Genomic DNA, 19,200 nt, shown 5'->3' with positions numbered 1-19,200 from the left:
GGCTTTAATACAGGGTGAGTTCTCTTTAGTGGTTAGTTTTTCACACTAACAACCAAGCTTGCCCCAGTGCTAGATGGCGCTCCTTCAGCACTGATGTAATACCAACCTTCTGCTGGAGCACTAATCGTCAAGCTTTCGCCATTACCTTGGTTTTCAGACTTAACTTCATACGAGCTTGGGTTTGCCCATGTTTGGCTATTGCCATAAAGATTAACATCGCCGCTACCGTGGCCACTTGCAACACTCACTTCTTCTGTTCCAGCTGGAACATAGAAGTAGTAGCTAGAGTGACCATCTTCGATACAAATCGCTTCACCAAACTCGACACCGCCATAACCGTATGGAGATTGTGTTGCACAAGCATCAGCAACAGCTACCGGAGTGGTTCCTGTATCGCCGCCTTCTGTAAGGCTAACTTTAAGGCTTACACCATTAAAATCTTGGTTCGCTAGTAAGCTGATATATACCCAACCACGGTTAGCTATCACGCTTAGCGACTCTTCGTTACCATCATTTTCTGATCTCGCATCAAAGTCTAATGGCTTAGCCCAAATATCTTGGTTAAAGAACAAATCAACATCACCTTCACCACCCGATGTTGTGATATAAAGCGGCGTATTATCTTCTTCAACATAGGTGTAGAAGTAATTAATATCGCTGCCTTCAACACACTCAACATTTTCTTGAGTTAGCTTGCCATCTCTAATAGTGGCTGCGCCGCAATGCTCAACTGGGTCAACTGGCCCATCAGTATCAGCGTTGTCACCAATTCCATCACCGTCAGAATCAGTCCACTCAGTAGGATCTGTTGGGAAGACATCAGCGTTATCACCTACGCCGTCACCATCGGTGTCTGACGTTTCAGTTGGATCGTTCGGGAACGCATCTTGACTATCAGGTATGCCATCGCCATCAGAGTCAACTGGCGGAGTAATACCGGTGTCAATTGAATCATCATTACTGGTCACTGATCCCAACCAAGAATTCCATTCACTATTATAATTTTGGCCAATCGTATTATCGATATAAGTTAACCAGCCATCGACATCACCGCCACGCGCTAGCACCAATAAGGCATCGACATCACTTCTGTGGTTTTCGAATAGGAAACGAACCGCTAAGTAACCCCAGGCGTAAACACGGTCCGAACCACTGTTATAAGTATTCGCCAAAATCTCACTTAGGCTGTAAGCCTGTGAGCGCCCCATATCAACAGCCCCATCGTTACGATTTTGCTTAGAAATATACTCGGCTAAACCTTCAGTCCACCAAACTGACTTACCCGTATCAATATCAAAGTAGTTAAATGCGCCATAGAGGTTAAAACGACCATCTAGATAATGAACATACTCATGCTTGAGGTTCCACACCAAGATCTCATCAGTCCAAGTTGCTTCATGAGCAATAAATCGTGCCTGGTTGCCCTCTTGCGACGGCGTACCTTCTAAGTACATCCCACCATTGTTAGTGTTAATTCCAAAGATGACGCTGGCATACTGCGCATAATCATCATAACTATCGAAAATATTGACCTCAAGACTCTCATTTAAGTCATCAGCAACAGGCTGGTAGCCAGTAGCGAGTACATTATGGAATAGTGTTTCTTCACCGCCCATCAAATCACATGATGCTTGAAGCTCATCATTGGTTAACTGTTGCGCACGAATATAGATAGTGTCACTACAGTTGTAGTTTATAGGTAGAGCCGTTTGCTCAAGCTCCTCTTCCCAACCACAAATACCAAACTGCTCACAGTCACCTGAATTGTAATAATCAAGGTAACCCGCGGCGTCAGCCCACTGTGCAGACATGCGCTCAAATTTACTCATGTAAAGTTGCACACCGTCATTAAGACGTGTTTTTAAGCTTTGAGGTAGATCCCAATAGGCTTGATACTCATAGAAACGACCAAATTCATGAAAGGCGTCCGTTGATTCATATTGGTAATTAGAGTTTATAATGTAATCGGCTGTCGCGATATTCAGCAACGCATCAATCAGCTCACCATGTTCCATGGCTTTACTGTTGTAGTCTTCTTCCCAGCTACCGTAATAAAGCGTAGTTAGGGCACTGGTCATTGCTGCACGGTGGCGATTGCTTGCCAAAAAGTCTGCATTAAACCTTTGTAAGTAATCGGTGATCACTGGCACGCTTTCTAAAACACGATCGGCACTCGCCCATGAAGTGAAAAACTCCATCAAGGTGTCACCGGCAGTCGAGCTTAAATCAAACAATTTGGGGTTTTTCGAATACTCAACTAACGCCCCATAAACTGCATCAGCCGCCTGTGTATCACCGTAGGTTAAATCATCATTATAAAACTCAATATAAAAGGCGCCGCGTAAAAAATAGAACAGGTTACGCATTTCATTGCCATTGCTGCTGTCATAGGTAGCGGCAATATTTTTTACCTGGTTCGCAACAGAAACTACATTTGCAGTTTGGTAAGCCGCAACCGATACCGCATCATTTCTAGAATAAAGCACTGAGATACAAGAGATGTCGGCTTGTCGAACAAAATCAAATAATGCTTGGCCACTTAAATCGGCAAGCTCACGACTACACATGTTCTCTTCTGCTTCAGCTGCAGGGCCTACAGCCCCCATTGGGCCTTCAACTTTCTTTTGTTTATTTTTATCTATGTTCTGACGCTGGGTCTTTTCAGCATTTTGTTGCTTACCAGGCACATTCGCGCCCTTTTCAAAACGACTTTTTAAGTCATTACCGTGTGCCGCTTTGGTGGTTTCTTTCGCTGTTGGCGCGACTTCCCCAGATGCTAATGCAGCACTAGGAAAGAGTATAGCAGTGCAAGCTAATGCTAAAGCATGTACTTTAAAAGTACCTTTGTTAGCTTGTACTTTAGATGATTCTATTGACATATTTGACTCCAATTATTATCGCGACTTTGTCGTAAAACCACCTAAAGCTTCAAAGTGATCTATTAACCCGTATTCGGTAAGGTCTTGCACGATTGAGATTGTATTATTCTTATGTTGTTAATCTTTTGTTAAAAAAGATTGATTAATTTATAATTTATACGATATCCACAATCAAGTGATAAATATGGGTGAGCATGCATATAGAGCGCTATTTGATGAATGAACATTCAAGAGTCAAAGAAGTGACGATCCCATTAACAATGACATTGCCTGTAGGTGAGCCTAGAAGGTACGTGGGTTGGTATAAAAAACAGCCAGCAGCAAAGACTAAACCGTAAGTATTAAGCCAATCGAATAAGCGTAAAAAAGCTAATCTTAAAACGATAAAGTCTTCATTCAATAACAAATTAGAAGCAGCAGACAAAATACACAAAAGCGATATTAGACGCTCCTTTGTTATCGAACACTCCCCCTTTCAATCTGAGATAAAGAGCGCTTAACTTCCAATTCATGTTGCAGATATTAACAATATAAAAATGAGTCAAATAAAAAAAACGCCTAAAGATTAAGCCTAAAAATCTGCTTTTAACGACTAAATATGCAAGTATTAAGCTTTGATTACACGGGGTATAACAAAAAAAGATAACTTATAACCTTTTTGTAACAACATCCTGATTACAACCTCGCTAGATAATATTTTCCTCCTGGCTGACTATCACGCTAGAATGCATTTTCCTTTAGTTTGTTCTCTGTTACTCGTTTACGGGGCCCTTTCAGGTTTAATATTATGGAACTCATTTTCACCATCGCACTGTTCGCGTTTTCATCAGGGATCACCCCTGGTCCAAATAATATTATGTTGATGTCATCAGGTGTAAACTTTGGCATCAAGCGTAGCTTGCCGCATCTATTCGGGATCTGCTTTGGATTTCCAGCCATGGTATTAGCCATAGGGTTAGGTTTAAGCACAGTGTTCCAACTCTTCCCTGTGTTGCATGTCATCGTTAAGTATGTCGGGATCACCTACCTGCTCTATCTAGCTTGGTTGATTGCCAACAGCAGTAATAAATTAAAAGGTAAAAATACTCCTGCACCTTTTAACTTCATTCAAGCGGCTGCTTTTCAGTGGGTGAATCCTAAAGCTTGGATTATGGGCATAGGTGCAATCGCCACGTTTACCACTATGGATCAAGCTCTCACGCCGCAAGTCATCACTATAGCGACCGTGTTTTTCTGTGTTGCGCTGCCAAGTGCCTTTATTTGGCTCGGGTTTGGTGTTGTGCTAAAACGACTATTAAAGAATCAAAAACAACAGAAAATATTTAACGTCACCATGGCGCTCTTGCTTGTACTCTCAATCATCCCTATGATCGCGCCATAACCAACACAGGCAGTATGCAATGACCAATCATATCGACCCAGAACTGCAAGAGTTTGCAACCCAAACAGAGAATTGGGTTAAGCAAGTGATAATGAAGTACAACATTTGCCCTTTTGCTCGTCGTGAAGTCGAGCGTGCTAGCATTCGTTATGCCGTCATTGACGAAGCTAAATTGCAGTTGGTATTAGAAGCATTAATCCAAGAGTGTGTATTCCTTGATGAACATAAAGAAGTCGAGACTACCCTGTTTATATTGCCTCGTGGTTTTGAGGGCTTTTATCCCTATTTAGATCTGGTAGATATTGCGACTGACTTGTTGTTTGAACAAGGTTATGAAGGACAATACCAACTCGCGAGTTTTCATCCTGATTATTGCTTTGATGGCGAGCCACAAGATAGTGCCGCCAACTTTACTAATCGCTCTCCTTTGCCGACATTGCACATTATTCGTGAAGCAAGTATGGAGCTAGCCTTAGCCAATTACGACGACCCTGAAACGATCCCTGAGCGCAATATCGCCTTTGCTGAACGTAAAGGAAGTGAGTTTTTTGTAGAGCTACTCGCTCAGTGCAAAAAACCACAATAACTCTGCCCATAGCGTATTAAATTCGAGGAATAACAACAGATGGCAACTAAGTATTATGTGGTTTGGGCAGGACGTGAAACAGGTATTTTCACCAGCTGGGACTACACAAAAAAACAGGTAGATAAATTCCCGCAAGCTAAATATAAGTCGTTCAAGACCAAAGCAGAAGCAGAGGCTGCGTTTAAGCGTGTACCGAGTTACGGCGGTGCAGCGCAAAAAAAATCACAGACTAGCACAAAAAGTACAGCCACAAAGGTTGAAAAAGCTAGTAAAACAATGGATTTAAGCCAATTTGAACTGTCTATCTTTACCGATGGCGGCTGCGAGCCTAATCCAGGAAAAGCAGGTTCTGGTGTTGCCGTTTATCGCAGCGGCGAACTAAGTGAACTTTGGTATGGCTTATATAATGCTAATGGCACCAATAACTCAGCAGAATTAAATGCATTACACCAGGCGATATTATTAGCCGATAAAGGCATTAAACTGGGGCAAACAGTACAAATTTTAAGTGACTCGCAGTACTCAATTAACTGTATTACCAATTGGGCTTATGGCTGGAAAGCTAAAGGCTGGAAGCGACAAAAGCCAGGTGATATTAAAAACCTCGATATCATTCAGCAGTCTCATGAGTTGTATGACAGCATTAAAGATAAGCTATCAATCAAACATGTGCCGGCACATGTGGGAATTGAAGGCAATGAACTCGCCGACCGAATGTCTATCTACGCTATAGATAAAAAAGACAGCCAATTCTGTCGTTACCCTGAACCCATCGAGCTCTCCGCTATCCTTAGTCTGCGCGCTGGTTAACCGCCAAAATCTACGGTCAGTTTAAAAACCAACTAAACTGACCTAATATCACATAATTTTACCTTTAATTAATAGGCTTAAGACTAAGGCTATGCGACAATCGCGCCCATGAACATATACCTGCTTATACACAAAGCCCCTATTCGCGTTCTCCGTATTGGAAGACGTCGTTTTTGGCTGCGTTTAAAACTGGATATGTTGGTTGTGAAAGAAGCCTTATCTCAAGAGAAGCAAGAAACCAAAGAGATGTTGGTCACCTACAAACGCTATACCCGCAAACAAGCAAGTAAAGATGAATTAGCCGATGCTAACAAACAATTTGCAGACCTACTAAAAGGCTTAGGTCTTGGCGTGTTTGCCGTTTTACCCTTTGCACCATTAACCATTCCATTGGTGTTGAAGCTTGGCAAAATGGTTGGGGTAGATGTGTTACCAAGCTCGTTTAATAACATGTCTGAGCGTAAAGCCAATGCACGCCAGCTTTCAAGAAATAGCGCCAGAAAAAACCGCATTAAAGCCAGTAATGCTGGGCAATAACGCCAACCTAATCGCGGAAAGCCTTGCACAGCAATAACGTTACATATCCTCGTAAAATCATCTCTTTGCTTTCTAGATAGACTCCAGCCTGATATTCTTATAGCTATCTTTTTAACTAATCGTTATTACTATAAAGAGTCCCTACATGAGCAATATCATCGTTTCAGGTGTTTCAGGTATTCCCCTTTCTATTTTCAACAGCGAAACATTTGCACAATGGCGCGATAAGCAAGCTAGCAGTGTGACTAACTGGCTGAAGACTACACAGTTCTCAGGCAAAGGCATGAGCCTTATCCCAAATACCCAAGGCGAACTCGCTGAAGTTATTTTTGTGAGTAACAGCGACGATTCCTACTGGCTTTGTGGAGATTTAGTTAACCAACTGCCTGCGGGTCAGTATCAATTAAATGCTGATGATAAGCAGATCAAAACCGCCGCTTTTAGCTGGGGTTTAGGTACATACCAGTTTGACCGTTACAAGAAAAGTGACAAGCAGCACCCGCAACTTATCGTGCCAACACAAGCACAAGCAGATGAAGCCAACAAATTCATCCGCTCAGTCTCTTTAGTGCGTGACCTAGTCAACACCCCAGCCGCCGATATGATGCCGCAACACTTAGCTCAAACTATGACGACAATGGCTGATGAGTTTGGCGCTAAGCTAACCCAAATAGTCGGTGATGAACTGCTTGAGCAAAACTACCCAACTATTCACATGGTTGGTCGTGCGAGTGAAAATACACCAAGACTTATCGACCTCACTTGGGGCGACGAATCAGCACCAAAAGTTACATTGGTAGGTAAAGGAGTCTGTTTCGATTCAGGTGGACTCGACTTAAAACCAGGCGCTGGTATGCGTTTGATGAAAAAAGACATGGGCGGCGCCGCTCATGTTATTGGTTTAGCCCAACTGATTATGGCTAACAACTTACCAATCCGCCTGCGCGTATTGGTGCCAGCCGTTGAAAATGCAGTATCAGCAAATGCCTTTAGACCCGGTGATGTGATCACTACTCGCAAAGGCATAACCGTTGAGATCGATAACACTGACGCTGAAGGTCGTTTGGTATTGTGTGACGCGCTTGCAGAAGCCAACAACGACAAACCAGAACTCATGATAGACTTTGCCACGCTAACTGGCGCTATGCGGGTCGCACTAGGCACAGAGTTACCCGGCTTCTTTAGTAATGACGACCAAGTTGCAGCAGGTATTACCGCATCAGGCTTAAATGTTGACGACCCTGTATGGCGTATGCCGCTACATAAGCCATACCTAGACTTAACCGGCAGTGATATTGCTGACTTAGCCAACTGTGGTAAAACACCATTTGGCGGCGCAATTACCGCTGCACTCTACCTAGAAGCGTTTGTCGATAAAGAGATCAGCTGGAGCCATTTTGATGTCATGGCCTGGAATAACCGTAAGCTACCAGGTCGCCCTGTTGGTGGTGAAGCCTTTGGTATTCGCGCAGTATTTGATTACTTGCAAAACCGCTACGTAAAAGCCTAAGAGCCGCCTCGACAAGGTCACCCTTGAAGCCTTGAATTAGCAAATTAAGTAGTGCACTGGTTATTTACAGTGCATTATTTTCTCCCCTCCCACTCTTTGCTTCGCCAACCCATTGCAAGCCTATTAACCATTGTGCATGCCTAGGCGTTACAAGGTTACCAACAGCCCACCTTAATACTGTAAATAAAACGTTTAAGTCAAAGATGGAATGTAACAGCTTGGTTGCAACCACTAAGTGACTGGTGTCTATAGCGTTTATTTTATGAGATTAGAATCACAATATTCATCTGCATATCAATTATCCATTGAATTTTTTTTACTAATTTCCTACAGTGAAATTTCGCTTTGAAAACACTTGTATCACTTTGTATCAACTGATTTGCGTTTAGAATGACCTATTCAGCATTAATTTATTGAGAACCCGTTTGAAGAGATTAAGTAAAACTTTAGTTTACCTCCCTATTTTGATCGCCATCTTTTTGGTCGGTCAATTTATGGCAGCTAAAACCGAAGTTGACGATGTCTCGTCAATTAAGCAGTCTTTACAGCAACCCCACCAGCATGGGTTTTCGCTGTATAAGAACAAGTTTTCACTGTCTCAAGTCGCTATTGCAGCTATGTTGTGCCAAAAGATTAGCGCTACTATCGAGGGTGTATCAAGCACACTTGTGGCGGAAACCGAAGAGCTTGATATTAATTTACTCACAGCTAATTCGGCATTCTTTTGTCTATTGCTACTCTTCAGCAACTACTTAGTAATAAGAAACCTTAGACATAAGACGCCTAAAAAAATCATCAATCTGGTGTCAATTGTCCATAGCTGGATAAAGCCAATTAAAGGCTGCCCTTCCTAACTGACTCACTTTGAGTCATCAAAATGCTGCTCCGATAAACGCATAAAGCAGCAAAACCTAAAAATTAAATATCAACCGTTTGGCTTTTTAATCATTGCCAGCTAATCAACAAGTGATCTCTTAAGGGGTGGAATTATGCCGTCTAAGAATAACTGCGCCTTGCTTTCAAGCAAACGCCGACTCAGTTATCAAAAAGCACTACTTTGCACTGCCGTAATGGGCTTGAGTTGCACATTATCGTCATCAGCTCTCGCTGATAATGAAAATGTATCAGCGGCAAATAGCTCAACCACTTCCAACTGGTCAGGTTATGTCAGTGCTACCGCAACAACCAACGTGTACGGGCAATCGGAGCCTAGCTCTTATCAATCAATAAGCGGTAATGGCCGTATAGGTTATCGAGACAGTTGGGGCAGTATCCGCTTATCTGTTGGAGGAGAGGTCGAAACCCATCACGACCAATCGTACTACTACGACACATTTCTTGAGTACCGCACGCCAGCTAAAAGCTTTAACTCAGACTGGAGTTTAATCGGCAGCGCGGGAGTATTTCTGCCAACGAGCCACACCAGTCAAGAGAACAAACTGCAAGCAGCACCTCGAGTCGCTGGTTACCTATTCTATCGGCCCAATAATGTATGGAATTTCTATATATCACCAAGGTTTAGGTACAACGCCTACAAGTATGAAATCGGCCGACAGGGCGAGCACTTTGTAGAGCATCAAATCGACATATTGGCTGATGCGACTTGGCAGTTTACCAATAACTGGTATTTAGACGTCAGCGGCTCATACGGTATGGCGAAGAAGTTCAATAGTAGTCGTTATGACAATTTATTTACTGCTAGCCAAGAGATTGGCTGGGAATTTTCACCCAGTTGGATAGTCGCTGCCGGCCACAATAACAGCGGCGGATTCTATGACCCAGAAAGAGGTTCATCTCATGGATTTGAGATCTATGACAAACGAAGTTCAGTCTTTTACTTGTCGATAACAAAATATTTATAACATTAATTGGAAGAGAGGTTTACATGAAAATATCGACGATAACGCTCGCCGTTGTAGGGGCTATAGCCCTCAATGGTTGTGGCTCTGATGAGCCATATCAGGAAGTAAAAAAAGATGAGAAAATGGTCTCGGTGCAAAATCTCAAAGAAGCAACCACTGACACCAGCGTGACCAATGGCCAACAAACAACGGCCACATCCTTGTCTGAACTTGCAGTCAAACAGCCAGAGCGACTATTTCTTTATACCCGCAGCTTAGGCGATGCACCAAGGTATTCAGCCCCAATACATGGCTTCTCGCAAGGAGATGAAAAACTCGTCACCTTACGCATGACTGAAAACGGCATTCAGCTAAGGCAAATAGACCGAGATAACATCGGCCTTGGCCATGGCTCTCGTTATGACAATGAGTACAACAAAGCCCCAGTGCTCACCATTCCTGGCGAATACGTTGATTTCCAATGCCAAAAAGACAATTGGGATGACTGTACTAACAAAGAGGAAGAGATCACTGACCGTAATGTCACTTGGGATCAAAAGAAGTTCTTTATTCCTCACTTTGAAGCGGCCCAAATTGCCGAAGAGAACTATACCGATCTGGTTACCTTTAAACAGTGCACCACCGAAACAGAATCGGCGCACTTAGTTAAAGATGGCGATTGGCACGGCTATGAAATGGACTTAGCCAATGGCGTAATCAACTTTGAAATCGAGCATACCTATCAAGCTAACCCCGCTTGTTTTGGTAAGTTCTTTAAAGGTAATTTCGACAACCTGTCTTTCACAACCACTGAATACATCTCGATTGTAGCTGTTGATCAGCTCGCCAGTGATGACTTTGACGTGGTGCCATATAGTGAAGATGAAAATGGCAGCTATGGCTTTTTTAGAACTCAGCATAACTATCGTGACGGCAATCATGCCGCGGGTAAAGACGGCTATGTACGTCAATACTTGAACCACTACAATCCGAAAAAAGCGGCGATTACCTATTACCTCAGTAATAACTTCTTTGAAGATAAAAACAAGCCATTCTTAGATGCAGCCAACGAAAGCATCACCGCGATGAACATTCAAAATAAGATGTTCGAAACAGGCTTGCCGCCAATCAAGCTAGAAAAAGCAGGCAACCACCGTCACGGCGATCTGCGTTATAGCAATATTACCTTATTTGATGAGCCACTCGACAATGGCTTGGCAGGGTATGGTCCATCAGCGGCTAACCCATTAACCGGTGAAATTGTGAGTGGCCGAGTCGACCAATATAGCGCCAATCTAGAGCAAGGCTCAACTCGTTACTATCGTCGCGTTCAGCTCGATTATAACCGCGGTATGCTTGATCCAAGCTCAGTAAAAGCACTCACTGGTGTCGACTACACTCCAGCTGCTGAGGCGATTGCTCGAGCCAATGAAGTGGCGGCCAACAAGTTGGTTGCCCAGCAAACAGCGACCAGCGATAACTCAATGAGCAGCCAGCCGCTACAAACTGAGTTACCGCAAGCGCAAATCCCAACACTTTCAACTGACACAGCCGACAATGCACCGCTAGAAGAGTTGGTTAACCAACACAACAAAACCGATGACTTCTGGGCTGAACACAACCTAATGAGTGTTAACGAAGCATTTGGTTTAGGTGGCGGCGCGCTACGGGAACTGCCAAGAGGCCTGAAAGGTCACGAAATAGATTGGACTGATAGTGAGCTCTGGATTGATGGTGTTGTCGGCGGAAAGTTAAAAGACATCGAAAAGATGTCGACCGCTTTCCAATCAGATCTAGTCACCAAACTTGCAGCGCAGGCCTTTGCAGGCACCCTAACCCATGAACTTGGGCATACGTTTGGTTTACGCCATAACTTTGCAGGTAGTCGCGATCAAGCTAACTTCTTTAATGAACAAGAGATCAGCAAGTTTGAGTCCGCATTTGCTGCAGCGGGTTATCCTAACCTTACTGTAAAAGCGGATTTCTCAAGCCAGATGGACTATAACGCCGACCGTTTTGCCACTACCTTTGAGAAGTACGATCTAGCCGCACTGCGCTTTGGTTATGCCCGTAACGTTGAAACCATAGATGGCGCCATGGTGTCACTAAAAGAGCAAGATGCAAATCGTCGTAAAGAGCTTAGCGAGGGTAACTTAACTGGCACTACGCAATATGGTGCACTGCATAATGTCGCCGCCGAAAACGACTTAAGGTATTTTGCTTTTTGTACAGACGGTCACGTATCGTTAAACAGTAACTGTAACCGTTTTGATGCCGGTACGAACAACGATGATATCGCGCAATACTATGTTGATAGATACTTCGACAGTTACGACACCATGAACGTGCGCCACAACCGTCAAACGCTGTTTGAAGATAACGTGCTGCCTTACACCATCAATCGTCTTAGTGGCTTTAACGATATTCGTCAGTTTGTTGAAGATACCGCGACGGCGGAGGAGCTATTTGCCTTTAGTCAAAACGATCTGGCCGAGTTTTGTCCAACTCATCAAACGTACTGGTTCTGTGCATCCCAACGTGCAGTCAATAAAGCTGCTGACACATTTTTAAAAGTGGCAGGCATGAATGATATCTTCCTGCATGTCACCTACAAAATGAACAGCGATGACAGCACGGCATTTACTAAGGTTCATTCACTGGAAGATCTACTGGCGAGAATTTACCGTCTCAACGGTAATAAACTCGATGAAAGCTTAGATGTTGGTAAAATCATCACCAGCTTTGAGCAAGATCCTGAGAAGCTTAAGCAACTATTAGTAAAAGCAGATGTAGTGCCTGCCTACCAAGATCTGGTTTATGCCGATGTCACCGTCAATAAAGGACGTCTACTTAACGGTCTTAAAGCGCCACAATCAAATCCAAATCATCCTTATGTTAACGAAAGAGATGTACTGGGAATGTGGCCTGATAAGCTGTTAGCTGTGCGCCAATTGCTAACAAGAAAGTCACCTAGAAGTACCACAGGTCGTACTTACTATGCATTGGCCGATACCGCAAAAGTTCATGATCAATTACAAGGCATGCTTTGCCACATGACCATGGGCAATACTGTGAGTGATCTTAATGGTTACCTAACTAACCCAGCGCTTAAAAATGCCTGTGCCGATGTTGACCCACAATACTATAGTAGCGATGTGGATTATGCCGACCAGCAGATAGAAGCCCTACCGAGCTATGCCACATCACTTGGGCGTTACTTTGGCTTCCCGCAAAGCACTGGCGAAATGAAAGGTAAGAGCAACCTACTGCAGATGATGCTCAAGCAAGTGGTACTCGCCTCATATGACAGTGACTACCGCGGCGAAGAGAAAGCCCGAGTATGGCGTGAATTTGCCGGTATTCATTTGGCAAGTGACGCAGTCAGTTCAGTAAAAACCATCTCGCTACAGGGCAAGAACTATGTAGCCACTGACGAAAACACGCTAGCGATAGCGCTGATTGGGCAACTAGAACAGCTTGATACATTAATGACGAATAAGCCGTTGATGGATCATGTTATGAATGCCGATGGCGCTACTTTTAAAGAGTTAATCGTCGACCCTATGGTAGCCAGAGACAAACGCGTGCTGACTTACCTACCCGTATTATCGTAACGGTTAGTTTACTCATTAAGTAACTTTGCTTTTGCAAACAGCAAAAGGCCTGTATCTACAGGCCTTTTTTATTGGGAGATTAGCTTGCCATTGAATAAGTCTATAGAGCTAAGCCGCTCTGTAAAGTCATTGACTATAGCCCGAAAGGGGTTGATAAAGGGATAAGTATACAGTTTACTTTGACCCACCTATTCAGCAATTTAACAGTTTGTTATATCTCGCTATCGCTTATCATAGCCTCTGTCCTTTTACGATAATTATCTTCAAAGGAAACTAACGCAGCCATAACCCCGGATAAAAGGAGTATTCCAATTGCCGAAGGGATAAACACGATTGCACTCACAATACCTGTAATCCCTGCAGACAATGATATCAACGTAGTAATGATGGCTACAACCAAAAATAACATCCCCACCACCGCTGTAAATCGAGCGGTGAGAAGTAACAAACTTAAGTTGTGAGACTCTAGATTTTTAAACGGCTTCATAAAAAATTCAGTCCTTGAAATATAACGAATGATATAGACCCACCTTTACCAACTAGCATCGATTTAGCCAAACTAATTTTTAGTATTCATGGTAGAGATGAGTACGGTAAAGCTAAATTAAAGCAAACAGTTAAAAGAAACAAGTTGTCAAAGGAAATTGCTAATATTCCACCCTCTGCTATCAGCATGGAAGCGTGCTCGGAGGTACACTATTGGACAAGGGAATTGACTAAACTCTGTGATTAACGGTGGGTGTCTGTGTATTAGTGCTAGCCATAGACAAACGCGTGCTGACTTACCTACCCGTATAGTCATAACGGTTAGATCTGATAACGGTTAGTAGCCCTAACCAGTAGTTAAAGACTGCCCCTCAAAAATGCCTGTATCTACAGGCCTTTCTTATTGGAAGAGTATCTTGCTTAGCATTGAGTTGGCCTACTGAAGGGAGGCGCGAAGTGAAGCCATCAACTCTAGCCCGAGAGTGCTTGATAAGGGGATAAGTATAAAGTTTACTCTGACCCTGACGGATCCCCACGATTTAAGAGCTTACAAAGTTAGGAGTTTGAAATTACTGACATCACATTGGCTGTCGGCCATATAAGGCGCTACAAGATTTAGTTAGGGAACCACAAGCATCCTATTAAGTTCGTAGGGTTCCGTCAGACTCCGCCCCAATCAATTTACACTCGCACTCACACCCACTTACATTTAACGCAAATATCTGCTACAAATGTTATACATCAACCGAAAAAGAGCTTTGCCATGAAATTGATATTCAGAGCACCACTTATATACGGGTTATTAATATTATTAACTGCATGTTCAGATTCAAAATCTGTAGATTCAACACCTTCAGACTCTACACCCCATCCCCAAGCAAATTATGTCTACATCAATGCAAAAATACACACTATGGATGATGCGCAACCTAAGGCAGAAGCTCTAGCTGTATCGGATAATAAGATCGTCATGGTGGGAACAACTGAAGATGCCAAGTTGTATGTGGGGCCAAATACAGAGGTTGTGGATTTAGCAGGCAAAATGGTATTGCCTGGCTTTATAAGTGGTCACGATCACTTGGTCGCTGCAAACTGGACCAAAGCTGGGGTGAATCTCTTTCCAGCAAAAACCAAAGCAGAATATCTTCAATTGATTAAAGAGCATGCTGAGGCCCATCCTGATGATGAATTCCTCTACGGGTACGGTTGGAACTACACTACCTATGGTGGCCGCCCTACAGCCGCGGATCTCGATACCGTAGCGCCAAATCACAAGGCAATTTTGTTTGACTTCACTATCCATGATGCATGGCTTAACAGCGCTTTAATGACTGCTGGTGGTATTGATAAAAACACCAAGGATAATCAACCGGGTTTTAGTTACTGGGAACGTGATGCCGAAGGCTATCCTACTGGTAATGCTATCGAGCTAGCTTGGTTTGAAGCCTACATCGAGTCTGGGGCGTGGAACCCGAAAGTGTTAGTTACTGATAGCCAAAAAGTACTCTATGACATGGCGGCAAGCCAAGGCTGGACCGCTGTGAATAATGTCGGCTTGGTAACTCCTAATATTTCTCACGAGCAAAGAAACAATGAAGAATATGAATTTGCTATGGATATGCTGCACAAATTGGAGCAACAAAAACAATTAAAACTGCGCACCAATATGCATATGATGTATAAAAACGGTGATATTGTTCCTGATGGAGTGATAGCAAAAACCTTAGAGTTTAAGGAAAAGTACAACAGCGATATGTTACGAATCGCTTCTATAAAAATTCATCCCGAAGCAAACTGGGGCACCGCTACCTCACTATTACTTGAAGGCTATAAAGATAAGCCAGAATATAAAGGTATTCGCGGAATAAGCGCTGAGCGTGTTGATGAGATGATCAAAAAAGCCAACGCGAAAGGGGTAGATGTATCCATTCATGTTGACGGCAGTGATACGGTTAGAGCAACTATTGATACAATTTTGGCCTCACGAAAAAACAACCCTGACGAGCGTAACAGCTTGCAGCATTTTGCAGTCGTTCACCCTGACGATCAAAAACGTGCTGGCGATAATAAAATTCCCGTTAATTTAACCCCTATTTGGAGAACAGATTGGGGTAACGGCTATCAATTGGCACTAGATAAGCTGGGAGAAGATAGAGCTCATAATTATTTCCAAATGATTAATAAAATGATTGAATCCGGCACCACCGTTAGCATATCAGCCGATGTGCCTTCTACACCCGCTGAAGAGGCTGGAGCGCTATTTTTATTAGAAGCTGCAATGACAGGCATGAATCCTAACGATCCAGAGTCTAAGCCTTGGCCAAATAAAGACGGTTATATTCTCTCTTTGGAAGAAGGTTTAAAAACGATTACAGTTAACCCCGCTTGGCAGATCCGCATGGAAGACAAAATTGGTTCACTCGTTGTGGGCAAGTATGCCGACTTAGTTGTACTAGAAAAAAGTCTCTTTGATGTGAAACTAGACGAAATTGCAGATGTGAAAGTGATGGCAACAATGGTCGACGGGAAATATACCTACCGCAATGGGCTCTAACATTTTGCTAGCACTCTAGCGCCTTGGGCGGGCGCTTTTTTCACTCCCGCTCGTATCAAAATATAGAACCGATTTTAAGCCTCGACTCTCCTCGGGGCTTTTATATATCTGCTCTTTGTTAACAGTTGACGTAAACCTCAGCGAAATTGGCTACTTTTAGCCAGCCATTAATAACCAACCTGCTCTACATCGATATACAGCATTAAATGTAAGTGATTACTCCCTCTCTTTGATAGAGAATGCGTATGCCCCAACGTCGATGGCAAATGCTTCGGTTAACTTAAGTAGTTGCTCCTCAATCCAGCCTCTGCGGCGGTCGTAGTTTTTACCTGTGTATTTGTCATCACCACACACTTTTTGTTTCGACAGCATGCACGCCGAACGACGCGGCTACAGCAGTGATAATAGGGACTTCTTACCAAATAAAGAGCTCAATACTAATGGGAGTTCGTCTTGGTCTAGGCATGCAACCTCCTTGTTAAATGCTCAAATCAAGCATAGTAGGAGGTCGCGATTGATGTCATTAACTATGGCTGTCTATGTATTTCTTGGGCTTGTTCAACACTTGGGATAAGGACGCGGCTGCGAGCGGCCTATCCTTATACGTTAGAAGCCCGTTAAGACTTCCACTGATCTGTGAACTTTTCAAAATCTAGGTTGACCCATTCACTTTTCCAAAGTTTCAAGTAAGGAATATCAGAAGACGAAGGCGGCAACTCTGTCTTATCAATCTTAACAAGGGAAGGTAAAATTGCAGCATCCCCCATAAGTAACGCTTCACCTGTTTGAAGTGAAGATAAGTTAGAGGTTAAATTCCCAAAAGTATCGGGTAAAATTCTTCGAACATAATTCTGGTCATCAGGGTTAGTTAAACGCATTGCAACGAAGTTACTACATTGAGAAAAAATGGTTTCTGATATTTCGGATGGCCTTTGACTTGCTAATAGAAGGGTTACTCCATACTTACGCCCCTCTTTTGCAATTCTTTCTATTGAGTTTTTTGAAGCTTTGAATCTTGCTAAATCACTTTTAGGTACATACTTATGTGCCTCTTCAAGAACAAGCAAGATTGGTATATCATGTTGTTTCTTTTCTTTGCTACTAGCATACCTTTTATAGTTATAACCAAAGTCAAATAGTATTCTAGAAATCAGAGACACTGTAATGCTTAGTACCTCAAATGGAATTCCGCTTAAGTCGATTATTGTTACGTTGGATTCCTGTTCTTTTTTATAGCCAAGAAATTGCCTTATTGTGTCTTCGAATGAAATATTTTTAGACGCTGTTCCAAAGAGAAACTTTAGACGTTCTTGCTTATACTTTGAGGTGAATCTCGATACAAATTTATCTAGGGTACCATCAGCATAATCACCTTTCGTTACATTAGAGTTTTTAGTTGGCCTAAATTCGTATAATTTTGAAAAGTACATATCAAGCTTATCTTCGTTGGACAAGAAAATACCAGACTCTGCTGTTGTTGAACTATTCTCAGCATCTCCTTCCTCACCCGCAATCATATAGCGATCTACAGCCTTTGAGTTCTTTGTTTCACTTTTAAGGTTAATAAGGCAATTTAAAACTTCTTCGATATCAAACTTAAGTGGACTATCGTAAAATATTTTCTCAACATCTGGATTGTGTTTCTTTTTATTTTGAGTGATAACACTCCTCAATACTGAAGATTGGTTGTAATTATTGTTATCACCAGAATCAAGAAATAGATCTTCTAACTCTTCACTATTTAAAAGCCAATAAGGTAAAACTATATCATCGACACTCAATTTATTAGATGATGGGAATGCTGATGGGTATTCATCATGTATATCAAATATTATTACATGGGAGTTGTTTAACCCCTCATATTGATTGCTTTTTTGTGAAACTGCTTTTTGAAGAATCGTGGCAATAGTATGTGACTTTCCTGAACCAGTAGAACCGACAATTCCAATATGTTTGTTAAAAAATTTATCCCCATCAACGGGAACGCGAACGCGAACACCACCGTTATGTGACAGTTGAGAAAAATCAAATTTTTCTTTATCCGCTAAACCATAAGCATATATTTTTTCAATTTCACTTATTTTTGCAGGTTCAACTTTTTTAGGAGGAATTGCAATAGAATCTCCACCACGAGAGAAAATTTCATTTTTTATTACTCCTAGAGGACTTGCTTCGATAATATATTTTCTATCTCCAGTATCTTTTACTTCAATAGAAAAACTATCAATGACAGCTATTAATATAACATCATCACAATCTGCAATTCTGAGGTATGAGCCAACTTTGAGGTGCTCTTCTGCCAAGCGAAATGAATCTAGATCATCAATGGATACTTTTACTTTATCTGGGTAAACCGAAATTACTTCGGCATTTATTGATTCGGTCATTTAGTTAAATCCTTTACGTAGCTAATATCTTCAACTTTAATCTTTATGTGTTTATTCTGATCGTTAGAAAAAACACCCCGTCCTTATAGAACTGGTATATCTCAACTGTAGAGTCTTATTCTTTAATCAATGCTTCTAAACCTTCAATCGAGTCAACGAACTTGAATTTCACTTTGTTTTCAAGAGAGGGATTTGAATTAAAATGCTTTGAAGATAACTTTGAACCTTTAAACGGGTACGCATCTTTAAAAACAATCCCCGAAGAGTAAATTTGACTTTTAAGTTCAATCTGTTTTTCTGGTTCTAAACCATTAAGGTAAATTGATGGGCAAAAACATGGTTTTTGCCTTTTTGAAATTTTAGCCCACTTATTTGCTAGAAGAAGAATAGCTTCTTTAAGATCTGCTAGATTTTCATGAGAACTGCAATCGATTAAAAAGAATCGGCTAAATGCTTCCATATTAAGGCCACTTGATAAATATTCTTTTTTTACTGATTTTATATATGTAGAACGCCCCTTTCTTTTAATAAACCATGCGTCAAAAACTTCATCTTTGACAGCTATGAGTTTTAGGAATTCTCTTTTGACAAATACCTCTTATCTCTGTTTTGTTC

At 42.2% G+C, this 19,200-nt stretch carries 14 protein-coding genes and 2 pseudogenes; 11 read left to right on the top strand and 5 right to left on the bottom strand.

Annotation, left to right across the window (positions count from 1 at the left end; genetic code table 11):
• Positions 1-32: 32 nt before the first annotated feature.
• Complete coding sequence (locus K5R16_RS06250; RefSeq protein WP_220736678.1) at positions 33-2,879, bottom strand: M9 family metallopeptidase; 2,847 nt, start codon at positions 2,877-2,879, stop codon at positions 33-35.
• Positions 2,880-3,094: 215 nt separating this feature from the next.
• On the opposite strand from K5R16_RS06250, the gene K5R16_RS22455 reads away from it, so the two are divergent.
• The 9 genes from K5R16_RS22455 to K5R16_RS06210 all read left to right on the top strand — a co-directional run bounded on the left by K5R16_RS22455 (position 3,095) and on the right by K5R16_RS06210 (position 13,158).
• On the top strand, positions 3,095-3,217 hold the full coding sequence (locus tag K5R16_RS22455; protein ID WP_259649781.1) for a hypothetical protein: 123 nt from the start codon (positions 3,095-3,097) through the stop codon (positions 3,215-3,217).
• A 449-nt stretch (positions 3,218-3,666) separates the two neighbouring features.
• The gene (locus K5R16_RS06245; RefSeq protein ID WP_220736677.1) at positions 3,667-4,260 is read left to right on the top strand and encodes a LysE family translocator; all 594 of its coding nucleotides are present in this window, start codon (positions 3,667-3,669) and stop codon (positions 4,258-4,260) included.
• Between the two features lie 19 nt (positions 4,261-4,279).
• A complete protein-coding gene (locus K5R16_RS06240) occupies positions 4,280-4,846 on the top strand; it encodes a DUF1415 domain-containing protein (RefSeq protein WP_220736676.1) in 567 nt (188 codons plus the stop codon).
• 39 nt (positions 4,847-4,885) lie between these two features.
• Positions 4,886-5,656: a ribonuclease H family protein gene (locus K5R16_RS06235; RefSeq protein ID WP_220736675.1), complete on the top strand. Its 771-nt coding sequence runs from the start codon at positions 4,886-4,888 to the stop codon at positions 5,654-5,656.
• 108 nt (positions 5,657-5,764) lie between these two features.
• The gene (locus K5R16_RS06230) at positions 5,765-6,193 is read left to right on the top strand and encodes a hypothetical protein (RefSeq protein WP_020913409.1); all 429 of its coding nucleotides are present in this window, start codon (positions 5,765-5,767) and stop codon (positions 6,191-6,193) included.
• A gap of 145 nt (positions 6,194-6,338) precedes the next feature.
• Positions 6,339-7,703: a M17 family metallopeptidase gene (locus K5R16_RS06225; protein WP_220736674.1), complete on the top strand. Its 1,365-nt coding sequence runs from the start codon at positions 6,339-6,341 to the stop codon at positions 7,701-7,703.
• A gap of 425 nt (positions 7,704-8,128) precedes the next feature.
• A complete protein-coding gene (locus tag K5R16_RS06220) occupies positions 8,129-8,557 on the top strand; it encodes a hypothetical protein (protein WP_220736673.1) in 429 nt (142 codons plus the stop codon).
• Positions 8,558-8,692: 135 nt separating this feature from the next.
• Positions 8,693-9,565 carry a hypothetical protein gene (locus tag K5R16_RS06215; RefSeq protein WP_220736672.1) on the top strand — a complete coding sequence of 291 codons (873 nt, stop codon included), beginning with the start codon at positions 8,693-8,695 and terminating at the stop codon, positions 9,563-9,565.
• Positions 9,566-9,588: 23 nt separating this feature from the next.
• Positions 9,589-13,158, top strand: coding sequence for a zinc-dependent metalloprotease (locus K5R16_RS06210; protein ID WP_220736671.1), 3,570 nt, complete (start codon positions 9,589-9,591; stop codon positions 13,156-13,158).
• A gap of 211 nt (positions 13,159-13,369) precedes the next feature.
• Here K5R16_RS06210 and K5R16_RS06205 read toward each other — a convergent pair whose 3' ends face one another.
• Positions 13,370-13,645, bottom strand: a complete 276-nt coding sequence (locus tag K5R16_RS06205) for a hypothetical protein (RefSeq protein WP_220736670.1) — start codon at positions 13,643-13,645, stop codon at positions 13,370-13,372.
• Positions 13,646-13,678: 33 nt separating this feature from the next.
• Here K5R16_RS06205 and K5R16_RS06200 point away from each other — a divergent pair.
• Both K5R16_RS06200 and K5R16_RS06195 read left to right on the top strand, forming a co-directional pair.
• Positions 13,679-13,879: pseudogene (locus K5R16_RS06200) on the top strand (IS110 family transposase); the annotation flags it as partial.
• A 528-nt stretch (positions 13,880-14,407) separates the two neighbouring features.
• Positions 14,408-16,198 (top strand): amidohydrolase, encoded by a 1,791-nt coding sequence (locus tag K5R16_RS06195; RefSeq protein WP_220736669.1) that lies wholly within the window; start codon positions 14,408-14,410, stop codon positions 16,196-16,198.
• Between the two features lie 176 nt (positions 16,199-16,374).
• On the opposite strand, the pseudogene K5R16_RS06190 reads toward K5R16_RS06195, so the two are convergent.
• The 3 genes and pseudogenes from K5R16_RS06190 to K5R16_RS06180 form a co-directional block, all read right to left on the bottom strand.
• Positions 16,375-16,664 (bottom strand): annotated as a pseudogene (locus K5R16_RS06190) (hypothetical protein); the annotation flags it as partial.
• 151 nt (positions 16,665-16,815) lie between these two features.
• The gene (gene herA / locus K5R16_RS06185) at positions 16,816-18,585 is read right to left on the bottom strand and encodes an anti-phage-associated helicase HerA (RefSeq protein WP_220736668.1); all 1,770 of its coding nucleotides are present in this window, start codon (positions 18,583-18,585) and stop codon (positions 16,816-16,818) included.
• A 115-nt stretch (positions 18,586-18,700) separates the two neighbouring features.
• Positions 18,701-19,045, bottom strand: a complete 345-nt coding sequence (locus K5R16_RS06180) for a hypothetical protein (protein WP_220736667.1) — start codon at positions 19,043-19,045, stop codon at positions 18,701-18,703.
• Between the last annotated feature and the right edge of the window lie 155 nt (positions 19,046-19,200).

The organism is Shewanella sp. c952, assembly GCF_019654975.1.
Taxonomy (GTDB): domain Bacteria; phylum Pseudomonadota; class Gammaproteobacteria; order Enterobacterales; family Shewanellaceae; genus Shewanella.
This window is presented reverse-complemented; position numbering and strand designations above follow the sequence as displayed.

Coding starts and splice junctions, on each gene's coding strand:
- K5R16_RS06250 (WP_220736678.1), bottom strand. CDS start 2,879: ATGTCAATAGAATCATCTAAAGTACAAGCTAACAAAGGTACTTTTAAA.
- K5R16_RS22455 (WP_259649781.1), top strand. CDS start 3,095: ATGAATGAACATTCAAGAGTCAAAGAAGTGACGATCCCATTAACAATG.
- K5R16_RS06245 (WP_220736677.1), top strand. CDS start 3,667: ATGGAACTCATTTTCACCATCGCACTGTTCGCGTTTTCATCAGGGATC.
- K5R16_RS06240 (WP_220736676.1), top strand. CDS start 4,280: ATGACCAATCATATCGACCCAGAACTGCAAGAGTTTGCAACCCAAACA.
- K5R16_RS06235 (WP_220736675.1), top strand. CDS start 4,886: ATGGCAACTAAGTATTATGTGGTTTGGGCAGGACGTGAAACAGGTATT.
- K5R16_RS06230 (WP_020913409.1), top strand. CDS start 5,765: ATGAACATATACCTGCTTATACACAAAGCCCCTATTCGCGTTCTCCGT.
- K5R16_RS06225 (WP_220736674.1), top strand. CDS start 6,339: ATGAGCAATATCATCGTTTCAGGTGTTTCAGGTATTCCCCTTTCTATT.
- K5R16_RS06215 (WP_220736672.1), top strand. CDS start 8,693: ATGCCGTCTAAGAATAACTGCGCCTTGCTTTCAAGCAAACGCCGACTC.
- K5R16_RS06210 (WP_220736671.1), top strand. CDS start 9,589: ATGAAAATATCGACGATAACGCTCGCCGTTGTAGGGGCTATAGCCCTC.
- K5R16_RS06205 (WP_220736670.1), bottom strand. CDS start 13,645: ATGAAGCCGTTTAAAAATCTAGAGTCTCACAACTTAAGTTTGTTACTT.
- K5R16_RS06195 (WP_220736669.1), top strand. CDS start 14,408: ATGAAATTGATATTCAGAGCACCACTTATATACGGGTTATTAATATTA.
- herA (WP_220736668.1), bottom strand. CDS start 18,585: ATGACCGAATCAATAAATGCCGAAGTAATTTCGGTTTACCCAGATAAA.
- K5R16_RS06180 (WP_220736667.1), bottom strand. CDS start 19,045: ATGGAAGCATTTAGCCGATTCTTTTTAATCGATTGCAGTTCTCATGAA.